The organism is Nocardioides thalensis (assembly GCF_013410655.1).
In the GTDB taxonomy this organism is placed as follows: domain Bacteria; phylum Actinomycetota; class Actinomycetes; order Propionibacteriales; family Nocardioidaceae; genus Nocardioides; species Nocardioides thalensis.
Window position 1 is genome coordinate 2099761 of the sequence record NZ_JACCFP010000001.1, and the last position, 21741, is coordinate 2121501.

The window sequence follows — 21741 nt, forward strand, 5'->3', positions numbered from 1 at the left end:
ATGGAGGTCGTCGACATCTGCCGCGAGCTGATCCGGATCGACACGTCCAACTACGGCGCCGACGGCGGGCCGGGGGAGCGGAAGGCGGCGGAGTACGTCGCCGGGCTGCTGGACGAGGTCGGTATCGAGTCGACCATCCACGAGAGCGAGCCCGGCCGCGCGAGCGTGGTCGCCCGGTGGGGCGGCGGGAGCGACCGCACCGACGGGCTGCTGCTGCACGGCCACCTCGACGTGGTGCCCGCTGCCGCCGAGGACTGGCAGGTGCACCCCTTCTCGGGCGAGGTCCAGGACGGCTACGTCTGGGGCCGGGGAGCGGTCGACATGAAGGACTTCGACGCGATGCTGCTGCAGGTCGTGCGCGACCGGCAGCGCAGTGGCCGGGTGCCCGACCGGCCGGTCGTGCTCTGCTTCACCGCCGACGAGGAGGCCGGTGGGCACCTCGGGGCCGAGGTGCTGATCCGCGACCACCCGGAGGTCTTCGAGGGCTGCACCGAGGCGGTCGGCGAGGTCGGCGGGTTCAGCACCACCGTGCGCGGCCGGCGCCTCTACCTGGTGCAGGCCGCCGAGCGGGGCATGGCCTGGACTCGGCTCACGGCGCGCGGGCGCGCGGGGCACGGGTCGATGGTCAACCACGACAACGCCGTCACCCGGCTCGCCGCCGCGGTGACCCGGATCGGCAGCCACGAGTGGCCGGTCCGCCTCACGCCGACGATGCGCACGCTGCTGGCGGCCGTCGCCGACCTGGCGGGCACCGAGGCGACACCCGACAACGCGGTCTCCCTCATCGAGGAGTTCGGCGACGCGGCGCGGATGATCGGCGCCGTCCTGCGCAACTCGATCAACCCGACCATGCTCGACGCCGGCTACAAGGTCAACGTGGTCCCCAGCGAGGCGACGGCGTACGTCGACGGCCGCTTCCTGCCCGGCTACGAGGACGAGTTCTTCGCGACCCTCGCCGAGCTCTGCGGCGACGACGTCACCGTCGACTACGTGAGCAACCAGCCGCCGTGGGAGGTGCCCTACGAGGGTGCGCTGGTCGACGCGATGCAGCAGAGCATCCTCGCCGAGGACCCGGAGGCCGTCGTGGCGCCGTACCTCATGAGCGGTGGCACCGACGCCAAGCACTTCCTCAAGCTCGGCATGCGCACCTACGGCTTCGCGCCGCTCCGACTGCCCGACGACCTCGACTTCACCGCGCTGTTCCACGGCGTCGACGAGCGGGTCCCGGTCGACGCGCTGGAGTTCGGCGTGCGGGTGATGGACCGGTTCCTCGACCAGGTCTAGGCGGTCCGCACCGCGCGGATGATCTTGCGGCGCAGCACCACGCGGCGCTTGCCGTCGGCGCCGATCTGGAGCCGGTCGAGCTCCCAGCCGCCGTGCTCGGCGCGCTCGGTGAGCAACCGGGTGACGGCGTTGCGCGACAGCACGCGGTCGAAGGTGACCCGTTCGAACTCCCACTCCACGAGTCCGCGGCGGCGGAGCTGGACGGCGGTCACGCCGCGGACTCCGACACGTCGTCGAGCGCGGCGCGGATCTCGGGCGGCAGCTCCTTGTCCTCGGCGCCGAGCGCGGCCTTGAGCTGGACGGTGGTCCGGGACCCGACGATCGGGGCGGTGACGCCCGGGCGGTCGCGCACCCACACCAGGGCGACCTCGAGCGGCGTCCAGCCGAGCCCGTCGGCGGCCCGGACGACCGACTCGACGATGCCGCGGCTGCCCTCGTCGAGGTAGGCCTCGATCTTGCCGGCGTGCTCGGAGGCGCCGCGGGAGTCGGACGGGATGCCGCCGCGGTACTTGCCGGTCAGCACGCCCTTGCCGAGCGGGGAGTACGGCAGGACCCCGAGCCCACAGGCCGCGGCGGCGGGCAGCACCTCGGCCTCGATCGCGCGGTTGACCAGCGAGTACTCCATCTGGGTGCTGGCGAGCTGCGCCCGGCCCGGCACCGCCTGCTGCCAGGTGGCGGCCTGCGCGGTCTGCCAGCCGGTGTAGTTCGAGATGCCGACGTACGCCGCCCGCCCGCTGCTGACCGCGGTGTCGAGCGCGGCCAGGGTCTCGTCGAGGGGCGTGCCGTCGTCCCAGACGTGCATCTGCCACAGGTCGACGTGGTCGACGCCCAGCCGGCGGAGGGAGAGGTCGAGGGTCGAGAGCAGGTAGCCGCGGGAGGTGTCGTAGACCCGCTGCCCGCGCCGGAGCCCGAAGCCAGCCTTGGTGGCGATGACCAGCTCCTCGCGCGGCACGACGTCGCCGACCAGGCTGCCGAGCAGCTCCTCGGAGGCGCCGGCGCCGTACACGTTGGCGGTGTCGACCAGGTTGCCACCGGCCTCGACGAACGCGATCAGCTGGTCGCGCGCCTCGTGCTCGTCGGTGGCGGTGCCCCAGGTCATGGTGCCGAGGCCCGTCCTCGACACGCGAAGACCCGTGCGACCGAGGTTGCGCTCCTGCATGCGGGACAACCTAGCCGTCCGGTCGCGATGCTCGGGCATGCCTCGCCCAACTGCCCGGCGATGACGGCAGGATCACACGGTCTCCGTAGGATCCCTCCCCGTGACCGACTACCTGCAGGCCCTGTTCCTCGGCGTCTTGCAAGGCCTGACGGAGTTCCTCCCGATCTCCAGCAGCGCGCACCTGCGGATCTTCCCCGAGCTGTTCGGCTGGGGCGACCCGGGCGCCGCGTTCACCGCGGTCATCCAGATCGGCACCGAGCTCGCCGTGCTCATCTACTTCCGCAAGGACATCTGGAACATCGGCTGGACCTGGCTGCGCTCGCTGGTCAAGCCGGAGTACCGCGGCCACGTCGACGCGCGGATGGGCTGGTTCATCATCGTCGGCTCGCTGCCGATCGTGATCCTCGGCGTGCTCCTCAAGGACATCATCGAGCGCGACTTCCGCAACCTCTGGATCATCGGCACCACGCTCGTCGTGCTGGGCGTCGTCCTCGGCATCGCCGACCGGATCGGCGGCCAGGAGAAGCGGATCAAGCAGATGTCGCTGCGCGACGCCGCCCTGCTCGGCGGGGCCCAGGCGCTCGCCCTGATCCCGGGAGTCTCCCGCTCCGGCGCGACGATCTCCATGGGTCGCTTCCTGGGCTACGAGCGCGAGGCGGCCACCCGCTTCGCGTTCCTGCTCGCCATCCCCGCCGTGGTCGGCGCGGGCCTGTTCGAGCTCCAGGAGATCGGCGACGTCGGCGTCGCGCACGCCGGCGAGGCGAGCTACGGATGGGGGCCGACGATCCTGGCGACGATCGTGTCGTTCGTCGTCGGGTACGCCGCGATCGCGTGGCTGCTGCGCTACGTCAGCACCAGGTCCTACACGCCCTTCGTGCTCTACCGCGTGGCGCTCGGCGGCTCGGTGCTGGTGCTGCTCGCCGCCGGCGTGCTCTCGGCGTGACTAGAGCCAGCCCGACCGCTTGAAGAACCAGAGCAGGCCCGCGGAGCTGCCGACCATCAGCAGCAGCGCGAACGGGTAGCCCAACAGCCACTTGAGCTCGGGCATGTGGTCGAAGTTCATGCCGTAGATCCCGGCGATCAGCGTCGGCACCACGACCAGGGCGGCTCCGGCGGAGATCTTGCGCATGTCGTCGTTCTGCTGCACCGAGATCCGCGCGAGGTGGGCCTCGAACGCGCTCGACAGCAGGCTGTCGAGGGTGTCGACGGTCTCCGCCGCCTGCGCCAGGTGGTCGCCGACGTCGCGGAAGAACGGGCCGGACGCCTCCTCGATCCCGGGCACCGTGCCCGCGGTGAAGCGCCGGATCGGCTCCCGCAGCGGCAGCACCGCGCGCCGTACCTCCGCGATCTCGCGCTTGAGCGTGTAGATCCGGGTGGAGTCGTTGGTGCGGCGGTCGGAGAACACCGAGGTCTCGACCTCGTCGACGTCGGTCTGGAGCTCCTCGACGACCGCGAGGTAGCCGTCGACGACGGTGTCGCACACGGCGTAGACGACCGCGGAGGGCCCGTGGTCGAGCACGGCCTGCTGCTGCTCCAGCGCCCGGCGGGCGTCCTTGAGCTGCGACCCGCGGCCGTGGCGCACGGTGATCACGAAGTCCTTGCCGACGAACAGGTTGATCTCACCCGTCTCGACGGCGTCGTCCTCGTCGACGTACCAGAGCGTCTTGAGCACCATGAAGATGCTCTCGTCGTAGAGCTCGAGCTTGGGCCGCTGGTGGGCGACCACCGCGTCCTCGACCGCGAGGTCGTGCAGGTTGAAGGCCGCGGCGATGTCGGCCAGCTCGAGGTGGCTCGGCTCGTAGAGGCCCACCCACACGAACGCGTGGTGCTCCATGTCGGCGGCGGCCCGGAGCGCGGCGTAGTCGTGGGAGTGGCAGTCGACGGGCACGCGCTTGCCGTGCCGGTAGACGGCGCTGTCGACGATCACGTGCTCACGGTAGGCCACTACGCTCACCGGCATGGCCACCGTGATCCTGCTGCGACACGGTCGCACCACCGCCAACGCGTCGGGCATCCTCGCCGGCCGGCTCCAGGGCGTGCGGCTCGACGACACCGGCGTCGCGCAGGCGCAGCGGGCGGCCGAGCGGATCGCGACGGCGCCGGTCGCCGCTCTCGTCACCAGCCCCCAGGAGCGCTGCCGCCAGACCGCCCGCGCGGTCGCCAAGGCAATGGGCGGCCTGGCGACGTCGACCGAGCGCGGCCTCGCCGAGTGCGACTATGGCGACTGGCAGGGCCGGCCGATCAAGGAGCTCGCCAAGGAGAAGCTCTGGCAGACCGTGCAGCGCCACCCGTCGGCCGCCGCGTTCCCCGGTGGCGAGTCGATGGTCGCCATGCAGCACCGCGCGGTCACCGCCGTACGGCGCCGCGACGCCGCCGTCGAGGCCGAGCACGGTGCCGGAGCGGTCTGGGTGGCGGTGAGCCACGGCGACATCATCAAGTCCGTGCTCGCCGACGCGCTCGGGATGCACCTCGACCTCTTCCAGCGGCTCAGCGTCGACCCGGCGTCGGTGTCGGTGATCCAGTACACCGCCGAGCGCCCCTACGTGCTCGCGACCAACACCCACGCCGGCGACCTGTCCTGGCTGCGTCGCCCGGAGGCCAAGCGGCGGGCGCGGCGGGGCGCGACCATCGGCGGCGGGGCGGGCGCTGGCTCCGCCCCCTAATGTGGATCCCATGGCGATCGTCCACGGCTTCGACTCACCCGACCGCTTCGTCGCGGGCACGGTGGGCGAGCCCGGCGCGCGCACGTTCTTCCTCCAGGCCCGCGACGGCGGCCGGGTCACGTCCGTCGCGCTGGAGAAGCAGCAGGTCGAGGCGCTGGCGGAGCGCGTCGACGAGCTGCTCGACGAGGTGATGACCCAGGCCGAGACCCGCGACGTCGTGCCCGCGGTCGCCCCGCTCGGCATGGTCGACGACGGCCCGCTGGACGCGCCGATCGAGGAGGAGTTCCGCGCCGGCACCATGACGCTCTCCTGGGATCCCGACGAGGAGCGCGTCGTGATCGAGGTGTTCCCGGTCGGCGAGGAGCTGGTCGGGATGACCGAGCCGGAGGCCGAGCTCGAGGACGCCCCGGAGCCCTCCGAGGTGTTCGTGGTGCGCATCGAGGCGGCCCGTGCCCGGGCCTTCGTCCAGCGCGCCAACAAGATCGTCGGCGCCGGCCGGCCCAGCTGCCCGTTCTGCGGGCAGCCCGTCGACCCCGACGGCCACCTGTGCGTCCGCGCCAACGGCTTCCGTCGCCGCGACCCGGCCTGACCACACGGCGTGATGGACGGACTCCAGCTGCGCGGGAGGATCATGCCCGCCTCCAACGCGACGTTCCTCGCCGACCTCGACGGCCGCGAGGTCGTCTACAAGCCGGTCGCGGGAGAGCGGCCGCTCTGGGACTTCCCCGACGGCACCCTCGCCGATCGCGAGGTCGCGTCCTACCTGGTCGCCGAGGCGACCGGCTGGGGGCTGGTCCCGCGCACCTGGCTCGGCGACGGGCCGCACGGACCCGGCATGCTCCAGGAGTGGCAGGTGGTCGACGAGACCCAGGAGGCGGTGACGCTGGTGCCCACCGGCGCGGAGCCCGACGGGTTCCTGGCGGTGTTCGAGGGCCTCGACGAGTACGACCGTGACGTCACCCTGGTCCACGAGGACGGTACGGCGCTGCGCCGGCTCGCCGTGCTCGACGTGCTCATCAACAACGCCGACCGCAAGGGCGGCCACGTGCTCGCGATGGCCGACGGTCGCCGGCTCGGCGTCGACCACGGCGTGACGCTGCACCACGAGCCGAAGCTCCGCACCGTCCTGTGGGGCTGGGCGGGCCTGCCGCTGACCGACGAGGAGCGCCTCGTCGTCGACCGCGTGCTCGCCGCGGTGCGGGGCGACCTGGGCACCGCGCTCGCGGCGCACCTCACGGACCTGGAGCTGCACGCCCTGGAGCGGCGGGCCGAGCGGCTGCTGGCCCACGGGGTGCTCCCGCACCCGAGCGGCGGGTGGCCGTCCATCCCGTGGCCGCCGTTCTGACCCCCACGGATAGCATCACCACATGCGCTCGTGGAACGCCCCGGAGGTCCCCTCCCTGCCCGTGGCCGGACCCTCCGTGCGGATCCACGACACGGCGACCGGGGGTCTCGTCGACACGCCCGGCGACGGCACGGCAGGGCTCTACGTCTGCGGCATCACGCCGTACGACGCGACCCACCTGGGTCACGCCAACACCTACGTGGCGTTCGACCTGCTCAACCGCGCCTGGCGCAACGCCGGGCTGCCGGTCCGCTACGTGCAGAACGTCACCGACGTCGACGACCCGCTCCTTGAGCGCGCCGCGAAGGTGCACGTCGACTGGGCGGCGCTCGCCGAGCGCGAGACCGAGCTGTTCCGGCGGGACATGCAGGCGCTCCGCGTGCTCCCGCCCGACGAGTTCGTGGGCGCCGTCGAGTCCATCCCGCTCGTGGTCGAGCTGATCGGGCGGCTCCAGGCCGCCGGGGCCGTCTACCGGGTCGAGGACGACCTCTACTTCTCCGTGGCCGCCGACCCCGCCTTCGGCGACGAGTCCGGCTACGACCGGGAGACGATGCTGAGCCTCTTCGGCGAGCGCGGCGGCGATCCCGACCGCGAGGGCAAGAAGGACCCGCTCGACCCGCTGGTCTGGCGCGGCGCCCGCGAGGGCGAGCCCTCCTGGGAAAGCCCGTTCGGTGCCGGCCGGCCCGGCTGGCACATCGAGTGCGCCGCCATCGCCCGCACCCACCTCGGCGACGCGTTCGCGGTCCAGGGCGGCGGCAGCGACCTGGTCTTCCCGCACCACGAGATGTGTGCCGGCCACGCGCAGGTTGCGTCCGGCGGCGAGCCGTTCGCCCGCGCCTACTCCCACGCCGGGATGGTCGGCTACGACGGCGAGAAGATGTCGAAGTCCAAGGGCAACCTGGTCTTCGTCTCCGCCCTGCGCAACAGCGACGTCGACCCGATGGCGATCCGCCTCGCGCTCCTGCGCCACCACTACCGCGCCGACTGGGAGTGGGCCGACGCCGAGCTCTGGCAGGCGGTCGACGACCTCGACCGCTGGCGGCGTGCCTTCGCCGTCGGGGCCGGGGCCCCGGCCGCGCCGGTGGTGACCGAGGTGCTCGCGGCGATCGCCGACGACCTCGACGCGCCCCGCGCGACCGCCGCGATCGACGCCTGGGTCGGCGCCACGCTGGGCACCGACGGCCTGGCCGACACCACCGACGCCGACGCGGCCGCGACCCTGCTGCCCGTCCTCGACGCCGCGCTGGGCCTGGCCCTGTAGATCAGGCGGTCAGCTCAGTCGTCCTGGCCGCGGCGCTTGAGGTAGCGCTCGAACTCCCGGGCGATCGCCTCGCCGGACGCCTCCGGCAGGTCGGTGGTGTCCCGGGCCTCCTCGAGGGAGCGGACGTACTCCGCGACGTCCTCGTCCTCCTCGGCGAGCTCGTCGACGCCGCGCTCCCAGGCGCGCGCCTCGTCGGGCAGGTCGCCGAGGGGGATGCTGACCTCGAGCAGGTCCTCGAGCTGCCCGAGCAGCGCGATCGTCGCCTTGGGGCACGGCGGCTGGGCCACGTAGTGCGGCACCGCCGCCCAGTAGGAGACGGCCGGGATGTCCAGCTTGACGCAGGCGTCCTGGACGACGCCCACGATGCCGGTCGGCCCCTCGTAGGTGGACTGCTCCAGGTCGAGGCGGTCGATCAGGTCGGGCTCGGTCGCCGTACCCGTGACCGGGATCGGCCGGGTGTGCGGCGCGTCGGCGAGCAGGGCGCCCATCGTGATCACGAGCTGGCCGCCGAGGTCGTCGACCGCGGCCAGCAGCTCCGCGGTGAACGCGCGCCAACGCATGTTGGGCTCGATGCCGCGGATCAGGATGACGTCGCGGTCGAGGTCCGGGGGAGAGGCGACGGCGACGTGGGTGCTCGGCCAGGTCAGCTTGCGGAAGCCGTTGTCGTCGAGGCCGACGCTGGGCCGGTTGACCTGGAAGTCGTAGTAGTCCTCGGGGTCGATCGCCGCGACGACCCTGCCGTTCCAGACCTCCATCAGGTGGTCGACCACGGCCGACGCCGACTCGGCGGCATCGTTCCAGCCCTCGAACGCCGCGATGACCACGGGGTTGACGAGCTCCGGAACCTCCTCGATCTCCATCACACGATCGAGCCTAGTGGCCCACCATGCGGAAATTCGGCGGGCCTCATGTCCGGCACCGTAAGATCGTGGGTGCCGAGAGGCGTTGCAACGGCAGTCCCCCCAGCTGGACCGCCGCCACGCTCGGCGATGATCAAGGACGCCTTCCATCACGGAAGGATCAGGCATGGTCGAGCAGAACCCCGGGTGGCGCCCCGACGCCACCGACGAGCTCGCGCAGCTGCTCCGCGAGCGCATCGTCATCCTCGACGGCGCGATGGGCACGGCGATCCAGCGCGACCGGCCCGACGAGGCCGGCTACCGCGGGGAGCGGTTCGCCGACTGGCCCAGCGACCTCCAGGGCAACAACGACCTGCTCTCGCTCACCCAGCCGGGCATCATCGCCGGCATCCACCGGGAGTACCTCGAGGCCGGCGCCGACATCCTCGAGACCAACACGTTCAACGCCAACGCCGTCTCGATGGCGGACTACGGCATGGAGGAGCTCGCCTACGAGCTCAACCTCGAGTCCGCGCGGCTGGCGCGCAAGGTCGCCGACGAGGTCGCGTCGGAGACCGGCCGCGCCCGCTACGTCGCCGGCGCCCTCGGCCCGACCACCCGCACCGCCTCGATCAGCCCCGACGTCAACGACCCGGGCGCCCGCAACGTCTCGTGGGACCAGCTGGTCGACGCCTATCTCACCGCCGCGCGTGGCCTGGTCGACGGCGGCGCCGACCTGCTCTTCATCGAGACGATCTTCGACACGCTCAACGCGAAGGCGGCGATCTTCGCCGTGCAGACGCTGTTCGAGGAGGCCGGCCGGCGCTGGCCCGTCGTCATCTCCGGCACCATCACCGACGCGTCCGGCCGGACCCTGTCCGGGCAGGTGACCGAGGCGTTCTGGGACTCCGTCCGCCACGCCCAGCCCCTCGCCGTGGGCCTCAACTGCGCGCTGGGCGCCAAGGAGATGCGGCCCTACATCGCCGAGATGTCCCGGGTCGCCGACACGTTCGTGTCCGCCTACCCCAACGCCGGCCTGCCCAACGCGTTCGGCGAGTACGACGAGGCGCCGGAGGACACCGCCGCGATCCTGGGCGAGTTCGCGGAAGCGGGCTTCGTCAACATCGTGGGCGGCTGCTGCGGCACCACGCCCGACCACATCGCGGCGATCGCGCGGGCCGTGGAGGGCAAGGAGCGCCGCGAGCCGTCGAGCAGCCACGCCGCACTGCGACTCTCGGGTCTCGAGCCGTTCACGGTCACCGAGGACAGCCTCTTCGTCAACGTCGGCGAGCGCACCAACATCACCGGCTCGGCGCGCTTCCGCAACCTGATCAAGGACGGCGACTACGACACCGCCCTGTCGGTCGCCGCGCAGCAGGTGGAGAACGGCGCGCAGGTCATCGACGTCAACATGGACGAGGGCATGATCGACGGCGTCGCCGCGATGGACCGCTTCCTCAAGCTGGTCGCGTCCGAGCCCGACATCAGCCGGGTGCCGGTGATGATCGACTCCTCGAAGTGGGAGGTCATCGAGGCGGGCCTGAAGAACGTCCAGGGCAAGCCGATCGTCAACTCGATCTCCATGAAGGAGGGCGAGGAGAAGTTCATCGAGCACGCGCGGCTCTGCAAGAAGTACGGCGCCGCGGCGGTCGTGATGGCCTTCGACGAGGAGGGGCAGGCCGACACCCTCGAGCGGCGCAAGCAGATCTGCGAGCGGGCCTACCGGATCCTGGTCGACCGGGTCGGCTTCCCGGCCGACGACATCATCTTCGACCCCAACGTGTTCGCGGTCGCGACCGGCATCGAGGAGCACGCCAACTACGGCGTCGACTTCATCGAGGCCACGCGCTGGATCAAGCAGAACCTGCCCGGCGCCAAGGTCTCCGGCGGCATCTCGAACGTCAGCTTCAGCTTCCGCGGAAACAACCCGGTGCGGGAGGCGATCCACGCGGTCTTCCTGTTCCACGCGATCGAGGCCGGCCTCGACATGGGCATCGTCAACGCCGGCGCCCTCGTCGTCTACGACCAGGTCGACCCCGAGCTGCGCGACGCGATCGAGGACGTCGTCCTCAACCGCACCGACGACTCGCTCGCGGCGACCGAGCGGCTGCTCGAGCTCGCCGAGCGGCACCGGGGGAACGGCGAGAAGGCGGAGGCCGCGACCGAGGAGTGGCGCAGCCTCCCTGTCGGCGAGCGCATCACCCACGCCCTCGTGAAGGGCCTCGACGCCTACGTCGAGGAGGACACCGAGGAGCTCCGCCAGGAGATCGCCGCCCGCGGCGGCCGCCCGATCGAGGTCATCGAGGGCCCGCTGATGGACGGCATGAACGTCGTCGGCGACCTGTTCGGCGCCGGCAAGATGTTCCTCCCTCAGGTCGTGAAGTCCGCCCGGGTGATGAAGAAGGCCGTCGCCTACCTCATCCCGTTCATCGAGCAGGAGAAGGCCGACCTCGGCACGACCGGCGAGAAGGACACCAACGGCACGGTCGTGATGGCGACCGTGAAGGGCGACGTCCACGACATCGGCAAGAACATCGTCGGCGTCGTCCTCCAGTGCAACAACTACGAGGTCATCGACCTCGGCGTGATGGTGCCGACCCAGAAGATCCTCGACGCCGCGGTCGAGCACAAGGCCGACATCATCGGACTGTCCGGCCTGATCACCCCGTCGCTCGACGAGATGGTCACGGTCGCCACCGAGATGGCGCGCCAGGGCTTCGAGATCCCGCTGCTCATCGGCGGCGCCACGACCTCGCGCGCCCACACCGCGGTCAAGGTCGACCGGAAGTACGACGGCCCGGTGGTCTGGGTCAAGGACGCCTCGCGCTCGGTGCCGGTCGCCGCCGCCCTGCTGTCCGACGAGCAGCGTCCAGCGCTGCTCGCCGACCTGGCGGCCGACTACGACTCGCTCCGCGCCCGGCACGCCCAGAAGTCCGACCGCCCGCAGCTCGCCTTCGGCGACGCGCAGGCCAACGCGACGCCGATCGACTGGACCGGCTACGCGCCGCCGCAGCCGAACACGCCCGGCGTGCACGTGCTCAACGACTACGACCTCGCCGAGCTGCGCGACTACATCGACTGGCAGCCGTTCTTCAACGCGTGGGAGATGAAGGGCAAGTTCCCCGACATCCTCAACAACCCCGCGTCGGGAGAGGCGGCGCGCAAGCTCTACGACGACGCGCAGGCGATGCTCGACCGGATGATCGCCGAGAAGTGGGTCACCGCCCACGGCGTCTACGGGCTCTTCCCCGCCGCCAGCACTGGCGAGGACGTCCTCGTGTACGACGAGCCCGGCGGCGCCGTACGAGCGACCCTGCACCAGCTCCGCCAGCAGGGCCAGCACCGCGAGGGCATCCCCAACCGGTCGCTCGCCGACTACGTGGCGCCCATCGGCGCCGACCTCGCCGACGGGGCCAGCGACTGGGTGGGCGCGTTCGCCGTGACCGCGGGCATCGGCCTGCCCGAGAAGATCATGGAGTTCAAGAAGGAGCTCGACGACTACTCCGCGATCATGCTCGAGGCGCTCGCCGACCGGTTGGCCGAGGCCTTCGCGGAGCGGCTGCACCAGCGGGTGCGCACGGAGTTCTGGGGCCACGCGCCCGCGGAGCAGCTGACCAACGAGGACCTGATCGCCGAGAAGTACACCGGCATCCGGCCGGCGCCGGGCTATCCGGCGTGCCCCGAGCACACGGAGAAGCGCACCATCTGGGAGCTGCTGGACGTCGAGAAGGCCACCGGCATCGAGCTCACCGAGTCGATGGCGATGTGGCCGGGCGCGTCGGTGTCGGGCGTCTACTACAGCCACCCGCAGGCGCAGTACTTCGTCGTCGGTCGCCTCGGCCGCGACCAGGTCGCCGACTACGCCGCCCGCAAGGGCTGGAGCGTCGAAGAGGCCGAGAAGTGGCTGTCGCCCAACCTCGGCTACGACCCGGACGACTGACCGAGCGCCGTCGCCGGGGTGGGGCGCCGGGCGGCCCGGAACGCGGCCGGGCTCTCCCCGGCGCGACGCTGGAAGTCGCGCGTGAGGTGGCTCTGGTCGGCGTACCCGTGCCGGTCGGCCACCTCGGCGAGCGATCGTGACCCGAGGTCGTTGCTCGCGCGCTCGAAGCGGATGACCCCGGCCGCGCCCTTGGGGGTCATCCCGGTGTGCCGCCGGAACCGTGCGACGACGTGGCGGTGGCTGAAGCCGGTCTGCTCGACGAGGCCGGCGATGGAGGCCCGGCCGCCGCTCCTGGCGAGCTGTCCCCACATCCATTCGCCGAGGTCGTCCTCCGCGGCGTCCGTTCGTGCCGCACGTGCCAGCAGAGCGGCCTCGACGAGCGCGAGCCGCTCGTGCCAGGTGGCGGTGTCGGCGAGCCGCTCGGATATCGCGGACCAGCTCCGGCCCTGGGGCCCGACGTCGGCGACGTCGATGACGCGACCGGCGGCCTCCCGGGCGGGCTGGCCGACGAGTCGGGACACGCCCGACGGGGTCAGGTAGACCTGGACGCACCGATAGCTGCCCGCGATCGTCGTGTCGACAAATCCCGACATCGGCCCAGCGAGGAAGCTTCCGTAGATCCCGGCCCCGGTGCCCTCCGACGGCGCGTCGACCTCGATCGGGGTCCCGAACGACAGCACCAGCGGCAGCACGCTCCCCGCCGGCTGTCGCCGACGGATGCCGGAGCCCGCTTCCTCCGCCAGGCCCACCATGCCGACCACGAGGCCGCGGAGCGCCGGGTGGACGGCGTGCCGCGCGAGCTGGACCTCGGTGCTCACGGACCGATTCCACCACGAAACCGCCGCCCGTGACGGTCAGGAATCTTCAAGACCACGGTCTCTGTCGACGCCCAGACTCAACGGCGGAAAGGAGACACCCATGCGCTCACTGGTTGCCATCGAATTCATCACCCTCGACGGTGTCATGCAGGGCCTCGGGTCACCCGAGGAGGACACGGACGGCGGCTTCACCCACGGTGGGTGGGGCGCGCCGTACGCCGACGGCATCCACCGGTCCGTCGGGGCCGCGTCGGCGGGCGACACCTCGGCGTACCTGTTCGGACGGAGGACCTACCAGAAGATGGCCGCCTTCTGGCCGTCCCAGCCCGACAGCAACCCGATCGCAGCCAGCATGAACTCGACGCCGAAGTACGTCGCCAGCCGCACCCTGCGCACGCTCGAGTGGGACGGCTCCCACCTGCTGTCCGGCGACCTCGAGGAAGCAGTCCGGGGGCTCAAGGGCGAGGGCGAGGGCGACATCGCCGTGCTCGGCAGCGGGGTGCTGCTGCACCAGCTGATGGCGCTCGGGCTCGTCGACGAGCTGATGCTGTTCGTGCACCCGCTGATCCTCGGCACCGGGAAGCGCCTGTTCCGCGACCTCCCGACCCCGCAGACCGCGCGGCTCGCGGACGTCTCGAGCACGGACCAGGGCAGCCTCTGCCTCCGCTACTACCTGCTCGGCGGCTGAGGGCACACCTGGCGGCGCCGGTGTGCGCAGGCCGCCCTAGGCTGGCACCGCACGTGCACCCGACGCCTGGAGCCGACGCTGAACGCCGAGACGCCCCACCTTCCTGCCGCCGTCCTGTGGGACATGGACGGCACCCTCGTCGACACCGAGCCCTACTGGATGGCGACCGAGGAGGCGCTCGCCGAGCAGCACGGCGCGCAGTGGACCCACGAGGACGCGATGCACCTGGTCGGCAACGACCTGCTCACGTCGGGCCGCTACATCAAGCAGCGGATGGGGCTGCCGCAGAGCCCGGAGGAGATCGTCGAGCTGCTGCTCGACGGTGTCGTCGAGCGGGTGCAGCACGCGGTGCCGTGGTGCCCGGGCGCGCGGGAGCTCCTGCTCGCGCTCCACGACGCCGGCGTGCCGTGCGGCCTGGTCACGATGTCCTACCAACGGTTCGTCGCCCCGATCGTGGAGCACCTGCCGCCGGAGACGTTCCGGGTGATCGTCACCGGCGACCTGGTGGAGTACGGCAAGCCGCACCCCGAGCCGTACCTCACGGCCGCTGCGTCGCTGGGTGTCGACCCCGCTGAGTGCGTGGCGATCGAGGACTCGAACACGGGCGCCACGTCGGCTGCGGCAGCGGGCTGCCAGGTGCTCGTGGTGCCCAACCACGTGGTCGTGCCCGCGGGCGAGCGGCGTACTTTCCGCACCTCGCTGGAGGGCATGACGCCCGCCGATCTCGCCGCACTGACCTGAGCCGTACGGCGAAAACGTTGCCGGATCGAGACCAACGCGGCGGGGATCTTCCCTAGCAACCGCCTCGGAGCCGGGAGTATCTTCCGCACGAGTCGCGCCCCCGACCAGCGGGGGCCGAGAGATCGATGTTGGGGTGACATAGGTGAAGCGGAAGCTCTTCGCGCTCCTCGGAGCGGGAACCCTGGCCGTATCGCTGGCAGCGTGCGGTGACGACAGCGGTGGCGGCGGGGGGACCGAGGGAGGATCCGGAGAGTCCTGGATCCTCGGCACCACGGACACGGTGACGGCCATGGACCCGGCCGGGTCCTACGACCTGGGCTCGTCCACGCTCGACTACAGCGTCTACCAGACGCTGGTCACGGTGCCGGCAGGCTCCAACGACATCGTCGGCGACGCGGCCGAGGAGTGCACCTACGACGACCCGCAGACCCTCACCTGCACGCTGAAGGAGGGCCTGAAGTTCTCCAACGGCAACGAGCTGACCTCCTCCGACGTCAAGTACAGCTTCGAGCGGTCGATCGCGATCCAGGACCCCAACGGCGCGGCGATCTACCTGCTCGGCAGCATCACCGACACCGACAAGAAGGGCGTCGTCACCCTCAACGAGGGTGCGATCGAGACCCCGGACGACACCACGGTGATCTTCCACCTCGACCAGCCCGACACCACGTTCCAGTACGTGCTGACCTACCCGGGCGCCGGCGCGATCGTCGACGAGGAGACCTTCCCGGCCGAGGAGAAGCTCGCCGACGAGGAGGTCGTGGGCTCCGGTCCCTACAAGCTGAGCCAGTACAAGGCCGGCGAGCAGGCCGTGCTCGAGCTCAACGAGGAGTACACCGGCGACAAGACCGGCGGCGCGGCGCAGATCTTCATCCAGTACTTCTCCGAGGCCTCCGCGCTCAAGCTCGCCGTCGAGAACGGCGAGGTCGACGTGGCCTGGCGCAGCCTGAGCCCGACCGACATCACCGACCTCGAGGGCAACGACGAGCTCACCGTCGCCACGGGCGAGGGCGCCGAGATCCGCTACTGGGTCTGGCGTGCCGACAGCGGCGTCGGCAAGGACGTCGCCGTCCGCCAGGCCGCCGCGCAGGTCTTCGACCGCGAGGCGATCGCCCAGAACGCCTACGACGGCACCGTCGACCCGCTGTACTCCATCGTCCCGCCGGGCTACGCGGGCCAGAAGGACTCCTTCCAGGAGACGTACGGCGACCCCGACCCCGCCGCGGCGGAGCAGATCCTCAAGGACGCCGGCGTGAAGACGCCCGTCCCGCTGACCGTCGGCTGGACGCCCACGCACTACGGCCCCAACGCCGAGGACGAGGCCAACGAGGTCGAGCGCCAGCTCGAGGAGAGCGGCCTGTTCGACGTCACGCTGAAGAGCGCGGAGTGGGAGCAGTACCAGACGGTCTACAAGGAGGGCGCCTACGACCTGTGGATGCTCGGCTGGTTCCCGGACTACCCGGACGCCGACACCTACCTGTCGCCCTTCATGGTCGACGGCGGCTTCTTCCAGAACGGCTACTCCAACCCCGAGGCCAACGAGCTGGTCGACGCCGAGCAGGGCACCAGCGACCAGGCCGAGCGCGAGGAGGCCATCGGTCAGCTGCAGGACCTGGCGGCGACCGACGTGCCGTTCATCCCGTCGTGGGTCGGCAAGAACATCGCCATCTACGGTGAGGGCATGGAGGGCATCGAGGACACCCTCGACCCGTCGTTCATCTTCCGGTTCTGGATGGTCACCAAGAACGGCTGAGCGACACAACCCACGAGGTCGTGGGGAGACAGCCCCTCGGGGGTGGTCTCCCCACGACCCGTGTGTGGAGATGATCTGACATGACTCGATCCGGCTCGGGCTCGCTCCCGCGCTACATCCTCCAGCGGGTGCTGCTGGTGATCCCCATGATCTGGGTGATCCTGACCCTCGTCTTCGTCGTGCTGCGGGTCGCGCCGGGCGACCCGGTCTCGGCGGCCATGGGCGGCAAGCTCAACGACGAGGCGCTCGACCAGCGACGCGAGGCGCTCGGCTTCAACGAGCCGCTGCTCGCGCAGTACTGGGACTACCTGTCCTCGGTCGCGCGCTTCGACTTCGGCACGACGTTCAGCGACAACCAGCAGGTCCTGCACGTGGTCCGCGACAACGGCGGCGCGACGCTGAGCCTGACGATCGTGTCGTTCCTCATCGCGCTGCTCATCGGCATCCCGCTAGGGATGATCGCCGGCCGCTACCGCGACTCGGTCCCCGACGCGTTCATCCGCCTGTTCGGGATCCTCACCTACGCCGCGCCGATCTTCTTCGTCGGCTTCCTGCTCCAGGCGTACGTCGCCGGCCCGCTCGGCCTGCCGACGTCCGGCATGGCCAGCCCGATCACCGTCTTCAGCGTGGAGCCGAAGACGCACATCCTGCTGATCGACGTGTTCCTCAGCGGTGACGGCGCGGCGATCGAGGACGTCCTCAAGCACCTGATCCTGCCGTCGATCACGCTCGGCCTGCTGATCTGCGGCGTCTTCATCCGGCTGGTGCGGGTCAACATCCTCCAGACGATGCACGCCGACTACGTCGAGGCCGCCGAGGCCCGTGGCATCAGCCGCGGAAAGGTCACCCGGCGCCACGCGTTCCGCAACGCGCTGGTGCCGGTCATCACCGTCGTCGGCCTCCAGTTCGCGCTGCTGCTCGGCGGCGCAGTGCTGACCGAGTCGACGTTCAACTGGCCCGGCCTGGGCGAGAAGCTCGTCGACTACATCAACGACCGCGACTACGGCGCGGTGCAGGGCATCATCACCATCTTCGCGATCGCGGTGGTGCTGATCAGCCTGCTCGTCGACATCGTCAACGCGCTCATCGACCCCCGAGTGAGGTACTGATGCGCAGGATCCTCCACAGCCTGACCAAGCCCTTCCGGGAGACCGTCGGCCTGGCCCGCTGGATGCTGGTCGCCGGTCTCGTGATCACTGCCGTGTTCCTGATCTTCGCGCTGTTCGCGCCGTGGATCGCGCCCTACGGCTTCTCGCAGACGTCGTCCGGCGGAGCGGACTTCCCGAAGGCGGCTTCGCCCAGCGGCGACCACTGGTTCGGCACCGACCGGCTCTTCTTCGACGTGCTCTCGCGCACGATCTGGGGGGCGCGCACGGCGATCGAGGTCGTCGTCCTGTCGATCCTCTTCTGCGTCGTGGTCGGCGTCCCGCTGGGGCTCGTGTCCGGCTACTACGGCGGCTGGCTCGACCGGATCCTGATGCTCATCATGGACGCGATCTTCGCGTTCCCGTCGTTCCTGCTGGCGATCGTGTTCTCGTTCCTGCTGACCGGGATCATCGGCGGCAGCGTCATCGCGGTCGCGCTGTCGCTGTCGGTGGTCTACGTGCCGCAGTACTTCCGCGTCGTGCGCAACACCACGGTGAGCGCGAAGGAGGCGACGTACGTCGAAGCCGCGCGCGCCATCGGCGCGACCGACGGCGTGATCATGCGCCGCTACCTGTTCGGCAACGTGGTGCAGAGCGTGCCGGTGCTCGGCACGCTCAACGCCGCCGACGCGATCCTGACGCTGGCCGGCCTTGGCTTCCTGGGGCTCGGCATCCAGTCCACCGACGCGGCGGAGTGGGGCCACGACCTCAACCGGGCGCTGGCCGACGCCGGCGCCGGCATCTGGTGGACCGGCCTCTACCCGGGGCTCGCGATCGTGCTGCTCGTCACCGGCCTCACCCTGGTCGGCGAAGGCCTCAACGAGACCCTGAACCCGACGCTCCGGCGCCAGCGGCTGCTGCCGGTCGTCATGACGCCCCGGAAGGAGCGCTGATGTCCGCGCAACAGGAGCCGGTGATCTCGGCCCGCGACGTGCGGGTCTGGTACGGCACCACCCGGGGCGCCATCCGGGCGGTCGACGGCGTCAGCTTCGACCTGGCGCCGGGGGAGACCCTCGGCCTCGTCGGCGAGTCGGGCTGCGGGAAGTCGACGCTCGGACGCGGGCTGATGGGCCTGCTGCCCAAGGGGGCCAAGCGCGACGGTGAGGTGATGTTCCAGGGCAAGGACATCCTCTCGCTCAGCCCGAAGGCGGCCTACGCGCTGCGCGGGCACGAGCTGGGGATGATCTTCCAGGAGCCGCTCACCCGGCTGAACCCGCTGATGCGGATCTCCCAGCACTTCGAGGAGGCGATCCGCCAGCACGAGCCGAAGCTGCCGAAGGCCGAGGTGACCGAGCGGGCCCTGGAGACGATGCGCCTGATGGGCATCCCGCCGACCCGCTACAAGTCCTACCCGCACGAGTTCTCCGGCGGCATGCGGCAGCGGCTGATGATCGCGCTCGCGCTCGTGCTGCGGCCGGCGTTCGTCGTGGCCGACGAGCCCACCACGGCGCTCGACGTGCTCGTCGAGTCGCAGATCGTGCAGATCCTCAACGACCTGCGGCGCAACTTCAACACGTCGCTGCTGCTGATCACGCACAACGTGGGCATCGTCGCCGAGGCGTGCGACCGGGTCGCGGTCATGTACGCCGGCCGCATCGTCGAGCAGGGGCGGGTGTCCGACGTGTTCGCCAACCCGCAGCACCCCTACACCCGCGAGCTGCTGCGCTCGACGATCTCGCTGAGCACGACCGGCCTCAACTTCATCCCGGGCGCGCCACCGGACCTGGTCGACCCGCCCGAGGGCTGCCGCTTCCACCCGCGGTGCCCCGACGCCATGAACGTCTGCGCCACCAAGGACCCCGTCAACATCGAGCGACCCGGCGGCGGCCGGGTCGAGTGCTGGCTGCGCGGACCCGAGGAGCTGATCCCGCCCGGTGGCACGGAGAAGCTGAAGCAGGAGGAGCTGGCCGTTGCCGACGAAGCCTGAGGCACCCACCGAGACCCGGACGCCGGGGGAGACCGTCGTCGACGTGCGCGACCTGTCGGTGCACTTCGGCCTGCGCGGCGGCAACCTCGCCCGCCTGTTCGGCCGCGACGCCGGCACCGTGAAGGCCGTCGACGGCGTCAACCTGCGGCTGGGCCGCGGCGAGGTCGTCGGCGTCGTCGGCGAGAGCGGCAGCGGCAAGTCCACGCTCGGCCGCGCGCTGCTCGGCCTGGCGCCCGCCACCGAGGGCTCGATCCTGTTCGAGGACGAGGACATCGCGGGGATGAGCCGGCGCCGCCTGCGCGAGATCCGCCGGCACATCCAGATGGTCTTCCAGGACCCCAACGCCGCGCTCAATCCCTCGATGACGGTCGAGACGGCAGTCGGCGACGCGCTCCGCGTGCAGGGCGTGAAGGACGCCGACGAGCGGCGGGCCCGGGTGATCGACGCGTTGGAGCGGGTCGGGCTGTCGCCGGTGGAGCTGTTCCTCTCGAAGTACCCGCGCGACCTCTCCGGTGGACAGAAGCAGCGCGTCGTCATGGCGAGGGCGATCGTCATGGGTCCGAGCGTGCTCGTCGCCGACGAGCCGATCTCGATGCTCGACATGTCGGTGCGCGCCAAGATCCTGCAGCTGATGCTCGACCTCAAGCAGGACCTCGGGCTGACCTACCTCTACATCACCCACGACCTCGCGAGCGCCAAGTTCTTCTGCGACCGGATCGCGATCATGTACCTCGGCCGGATCGTCGAGATCGGTCCGACCGAGGAGATCTTCGCCAACCCGCGGCACCCCTACACCCAGGCCCTGCTCAGCGCGATCCCCGACCCGGACCCGAGCCGGATGGTCGAGCGCGAGCTGCCGCGGGGTGAGATCCCCGACGCGGCCGACCCGCCGCTGGGCTGCTCGTTCCACCCGCGCTGCCCCCAGGCGACGCCGATCTGCGGCTGGGAGTCGCGCGACCTGCGGACGGTCGTCGAGGCGCACTGGACCCGCCGGTCCCCGGAGGAGTACGACGCCGAGAAGGGGCTCGTCGGCGACCTCGACCACCTCGACACCGCGAGCAAATCAGCCACCCTCGGGTCGTCGAGCCCCGACGAGGTGCGCGCCCTGCTCGACCGGATGCGCGAGGAGGCGCCCGCGGAGCCGCTCTGGGAGGGCGTCGACTCGATCAGCGACCACGGCAAGGGCGTGCGGATCGACTTCCACGAGGGCGTCGACCCGGTGCTGCGGCGTGCCGGCGGGGTGGAGGTCGCCTGCGTGCTCTACCCGGAGGATGAGTCCGGGGCCTGAGCGGCCGCGGCATCGGGCGACCTCTCGGGCAGCGGCGGCGGCGTGCCGCCGTACTCCGGGCAGATGGCCTGGTGGGCGCACCACGTGCACCCGTAGCCCTTGCGCGGCTGCCAGTCGCCGGTCTCGCGCGCGAGCCGCACCGCGTCCCACACCGCCTGCACCTTGCGCTCGGTGGCGAGCAGGTCGTGCTCGTCGGGCTCGTAGCTGAGGATCTCGCTGTTGCCGAGGTAGATCAACTGGAGGCGCTTGGGGATGACGCCGCGCATCCGCCAGATCACCAGGCCGTAGAACTTGAGCTGGAAGAGCGCCTTGCCCTCGAACTCCGGCGGGCTCGACGAGCTCGTCTTGTAGTCGACGATCCGGATCGCCCCGTCGGGCGCCACGTCGACCCGGTCGACGACGCCGCGGAGCAGCAGCTTGGTGTCGGTGAGGGTCTCGACGTAGAGCTCGCGGTCGGCCGGCTCGAGGCGGCGCGGGTCCTCGAGGTCGAAGTAGCGCGCGAGCACCTCGCGGCACGACGACAGCCAGGCCACCACGTCGGCACCGTCGCCGTCGAACATCGTGCCGAGCGCGGGCTCGGCGTCGAGCAGCTCGTTCCACGCCGGCGCCACCATCGTCTCGGCCCGGTCGGGGGTGCGGTCGGCTGCCGGGAGGTCGAAGAGCTGCTCGAGGACGCGGTGCACGACGGTGCCGCGGACGGCGGCGGGCGACGGCGGCTCGGGCAGCCGGTCGATCGTGCGGAACCGGAAGAGCAGCGGGCAGGACAGGAAGTCGCCGACCCGCGACGGCGACAGCGCACCGAGCACGTCGACGCCGTCGACCGCCGTGCCGACCCGCTCGGCGGGGTCGACCGGGGTGACCGCGGTCGGAGGTGTCGTCGTCATGGACGT

General features: G+C 71.1%; 20 protein-coding genes. 14 read left to right on the top strand and 6 right to left on the bottom strand.

Annotation, left to right across the window (positions count from 1 at the left end; all coding sequences use genetic code 11):
- Nucleotides 1–1284: a M20/M25/M40 family metallo-hydrolase gene (locus HNR19_RS10365; protein WP_179667848.1), complete on the top strand. Its 1284-nt coding sequence runs from the start codon at nucleotides 1–3 to the stop codon at nucleotides 1282–1284.
- Here HNR19_RS10365 and HNR19_RS10370 read toward each other — a convergent pair.
- Together HNR19_RS10370 and HNR19_RS10375 are read right to left on the bottom strand one after the other, a co-directional pair.
- Nucleotides 1281–1496, bottom strand: a complete 216-nt coding sequence (locus HNR19_RS10370; RefSeq protein ID WP_218910901.1) for a DUF5703 family protein — start codon at nucleotides 1494–1496, stop codon at nucleotides 1281–1283. The genes HNR19_RS10365 and HNR19_RS10370 overlap by 4 nt on opposite strands.
- The gene (locus HNR19_RS10375) at nucleotides 1493–2443 is read right to left on the bottom strand and encodes an aldo/keto reductase (protein ID WP_179667849.1); all 951 of its coding nucleotides are present in this window, start codon (nucleotides 2441–2443) and stop codon (nucleotides 1493–1495) included. The genes HNR19_RS10370 and HNR19_RS10375 overlap by 4 nt, the downstream gene beginning before the upstream one ends.
- A 100-nt stretch (nucleotides 2444–2543) precedes the next feature.
- Here HNR19_RS10375 and HNR19_RS10380 point away from each other — a divergent pair, with 100 nt between their 5' ends.
- A complete protein-coding gene (locus HNR19_RS10380; protein WP_179667850.1) occupies nucleotides 2544–3386 on the top strand; it encodes an undecaprenyl-diphosphate phosphatase in 843 nt (280 codons plus the stop codon).
- Here HNR19_RS10380 and corA read toward each other — a convergent pair whose 3' ends face one another.
- Nucleotides 3387–4403, bottom strand: a complete 1017-nt coding sequence (corA, locus tag HNR19_RS10385; RefSeq protein ID WP_218910206.1) for a magnesium/cobalt transporter CorA — start codon at nucleotides 4401–4403, stop codon at nucleotides 3387–3389.
- Between corA and HNR19_RS10390 the strand changes: the two genes are divergently transcribed.
- Genes HNR19_RS10390 through mshC form a run of 4 tightly spaced genes read left to right on the top strand, consistent with a single transcriptional unit; the run spans nucleotide 4402 to nucleotide 7712 of the window.
- On the top strand, nucleotides 4402–5106 hold the full coding sequence (locus HNR19_RS10390) for a histidine phosphatase family protein (RefSeq protein ID WP_179667851.1): 705 nt from the start codon (nucleotides 4402–4404) through the stop codon (nucleotides 5104–5106). The genes corA and HNR19_RS10390 overlap by 2 nt on opposite strands.
- A gap of 10 nt (nucleotides 5107–5116) precedes the next feature.
- Entirely contained in the window at nucleotides 5117–5695 is a 579-nt protein-coding gene (locus HNR19_RS10395; protein ID WP_179667852.1) for a DUF3090 domain-containing protein, read from the top strand.
- 12 nt (nucleotides 5696–5707) lie between these two features.
- Nucleotides 5708–6451 carry an SCO1664 family protein gene (locus tag HNR19_RS10400; RefSeq protein ID WP_179667853.1) on the top strand — a complete coding sequence of 248 codons (744 nt, stop codon included), beginning with the start codon at nucleotides 5708–5710 and terminating at the stop codon, nucleotides 6449–6451.
- Nucleotides 6452–6473: 22 nt separating this feature from the next.
- Nucleotides 6474–7712: a cysteine--1-D-myo-inosityl 2-amino-2-deoxy-alpha-D-glucopyranoside ligase gene (mshC, locus tag HNR19_RS10405; protein WP_179667854.1), complete on the top strand. Its 1239-nt coding sequence runs from the start codon at nucleotides 6474–6476 to the stop codon at nucleotides 7710–7712.
- 14 nt (nucleotides 7713–7726) lie between these two features.
- On the opposite strand, the gene HNR19_RS10410 is transcribed toward mshC, so the two are convergent.
- Nucleotides 7727–8575: a PAC2 family protein gene (locus HNR19_RS10410; protein ID WP_179667855.1), complete on the bottom strand. Its 849-nt coding sequence runs from the start codon at nucleotides 8573–8575 to the stop codon at nucleotides 7727–7729.
- 163 nt (nucleotides 8576–8738) lie between these two features.
- Between HNR19_RS10410 and metH the strand changes: the two genes are divergently transcribed.
- The gene (gene metH / locus HNR19_RS10415; RefSeq protein ID WP_179667856.1) at nucleotides 8739–12491 is read left to right on the top strand and encodes a methionine synthase; all 3753 of its coding nucleotides are present in this window, start codon (nucleotides 8739–8741) and stop codon (nucleotides 12489–12491) included.
- Here metH and HNR19_RS23500 read toward each other — a convergent pair.
- On the bottom strand, nucleotides 12473–13309 hold the full coding sequence (locus HNR19_RS23500) for a helix-turn-helix domain-containing protein (RefSeq protein ID WP_179667857.1): 837 nt from the start codon (nucleotides 13307–13309) through the stop codon (nucleotides 12473–12475). The two genes, metH and HNR19_RS23500, sit on opposite strands and share 19 nt — an antisense overlap.
- 100 nt (nucleotides 13310–13409) lie before the next feature.
- On the opposite strand from HNR19_RS23500, the gene HNR19_RS10425 reads away from it, so the two are divergent.
- From HNR19_RS10425 to HNR19_RS10455, 7 genes are all read left to right on the top strand, one after another.
- The gene (locus HNR19_RS10425; protein ID WP_179667858.1) at nucleotides 13410–13997 is read left to right on the top strand and encodes a dihydrofolate reductase family protein; all 588 of its coding nucleotides are present in this window, start codon (nucleotides 13410–13412) and stop codon (nucleotides 13995–13997) included.
- Nucleotides 13998–14075: 78 nt separating this feature from the next.
- Complete coding sequence (locus HNR19_RS10430; RefSeq protein WP_281366570.1) at nucleotides 14076–14738, top strand: HAD family hydrolase; 663 nt, start codon at nucleotides 14076–14078, stop codon at nucleotides 14736–14738.
- A 142-nt stretch (nucleotides 14739–14880) separates the two neighbouring features.
- Nucleotides 14881–16491 carry an ABC transporter substrate-binding protein gene (locus tag HNR19_RS10435; protein WP_179667860.1) on the top strand — a complete coding sequence of 537 codons (1611 nt, stop codon included), beginning with the start codon at nucleotides 14881–14883 and terminating at the stop codon, nucleotides 16489–16491.
- A gap of 80 nt (nucleotides 16492–16571) precedes the next feature.
- Entirely contained in the window at nucleotides 16572–17600 is a 1029-nt protein-coding gene (locus HNR19_RS10440) for an ABC transporter permease (protein WP_179667861.1), read from the top strand.
- Nucleotides 17600–18529 carry an ABC transporter permease gene (locus HNR19_RS10445; protein ID WP_179667862.1) on the top strand — a complete coding sequence of 310 codons (930 nt, stop codon included), beginning with the start codon at nucleotides 17600–17602 and terminating at the stop codon, nucleotides 18527–18529. Before HNR19_RS10440 ends, HNR19_RS10445 begins: the two co-directional genes overlap by 1 nt.
- Nucleotides 18529–19563, top strand: a complete 1035-nt coding sequence (locus tag HNR19_RS10450; RefSeq protein WP_179667863.1) for an ABC transporter ATP-binding protein — start codon at nucleotides 18529–18531, stop codon at nucleotides 19561–19563. The genes HNR19_RS10445 and HNR19_RS10450 overlap by 1 nt, the downstream gene beginning before the upstream one ends.
- Nucleotides 19547–20851, top strand: coding sequence for an oligopeptide/dipeptide ABC transporter ATP-binding protein (locus tag HNR19_RS10455; RefSeq protein ID WP_179667864.1), 1305 nt, complete (start codon nucleotides 19547–19549; stop codon nucleotides 20849–20851). Before HNR19_RS10450 ends, HNR19_RS10455 begins: the two co-directional genes overlap by 17 nt.
- Here HNR19_RS10455 and HNR19_RS10460 read toward each other — a convergent pair.
- Nucleotides 20824–21735 (bottom strand): RecB family exonuclease, encoded by a 912-nt coding sequence (locus tag HNR19_RS10460; RefSeq protein ID WP_179667865.1) that lies wholly within the window; start codon nucleotides 21733–21735, stop codon nucleotides 20824–20826. The genes HNR19_RS10455 and HNR19_RS10460 overlap by 28 nt on opposite strands.
- Nucleotides 21736–21741: the final 6 nt, after the last annotated feature.

Excerpts from the sequence above, each read along its gene's own strand:
- HNR19_RS10365 (WP_179667848.1), top strand. The coding sequence starts at position 1 with ATGGAGGTCGTCGACATCTGCCGCGAGCTGATCCGGATCGACACGTCC.
- HNR19_RS10375 (WP_179667849.1), bottom strand. The coding sequence starts at position 2,443 with ATGCAGGAGCGCAACCTCGGTCGCACGGGTCTTCGCGTGTCGAGGACG.
- HNR19_RS10390 (WP_179667851.1), top strand. The coding sequence starts at position 4,402 with ATGGCCACCGTGATCCTGCTGCGACACGGTCGCACCACCGCCAACGCG.
- corA (WP_218910206.1), bottom strand. The coding sequence starts at position 4,403 with ATGCCGGTGAGCGTAGTGGCCTACCGTGAGCACGTGATCGTCGACAGC.
- HNR19_RS10395 (WP_179667852.1), top strand. The coding sequence starts at position 5,117 with ATGGCGATCGTCCACGGCTTCGACTCACCCGACCGCTTCGTCGCGGGC.
- HNR19_RS10400 (WP_179667853.1), top strand. The coding sequence starts at position 5,708 with ATGGACGGACTCCAGCTGCGCGGGAGGATCATGCCCGCCTCCAACGCG.
- mshC (WP_179667854.1), top strand. The coding sequence starts at position 6,474 with ATGCGCTCGTGGAACGCCCCGGAGGTCCCCTCCCTGCCCGTGGCCGGA.
- metH (WP_179667856.1), top strand. The coding sequence starts at position 8,739 with ATGGTCGAGCAGAACCCCGGGTGGCGCCCCGACGCCACCGACGAGCTC.
- HNR19_RS10425 (WP_179667858.1), top strand. The coding sequence starts at position 13,410 with ATGCGCTCACTGGTTGCCATCGAATTCATCACCCTCGACGGTGTCATG.
- HNR19_RS10440 (WP_179667861.1), top strand. The coding sequence starts at position 16,572 with ATGACTCGATCCGGCTCGGGCTCGCTCCCGCGCTACATCCTCCAGCGG.
- HNR19_RS10445 (WP_179667862.1), top strand. The coding sequence starts at position 17,600 with ATGCGCAGGATCCTCCACAGCCTGACCAAGCCCTTCCGGGAGACCGTC.
- HNR19_RS10450 (WP_179667863.1), top strand. The coding sequence starts at position 18,529 with ATGTCCGCGCAACAGGAGCCGGTGATCTCGGCCCGCGACGTGCGGGTC.
- HNR19_RS10460 (WP_179667865.1), bottom strand. The coding sequence starts at position 21,735 with ATGACGACGACACCTCCGACCGCGGTCACCCCGGTCGACCCCGCCGAG.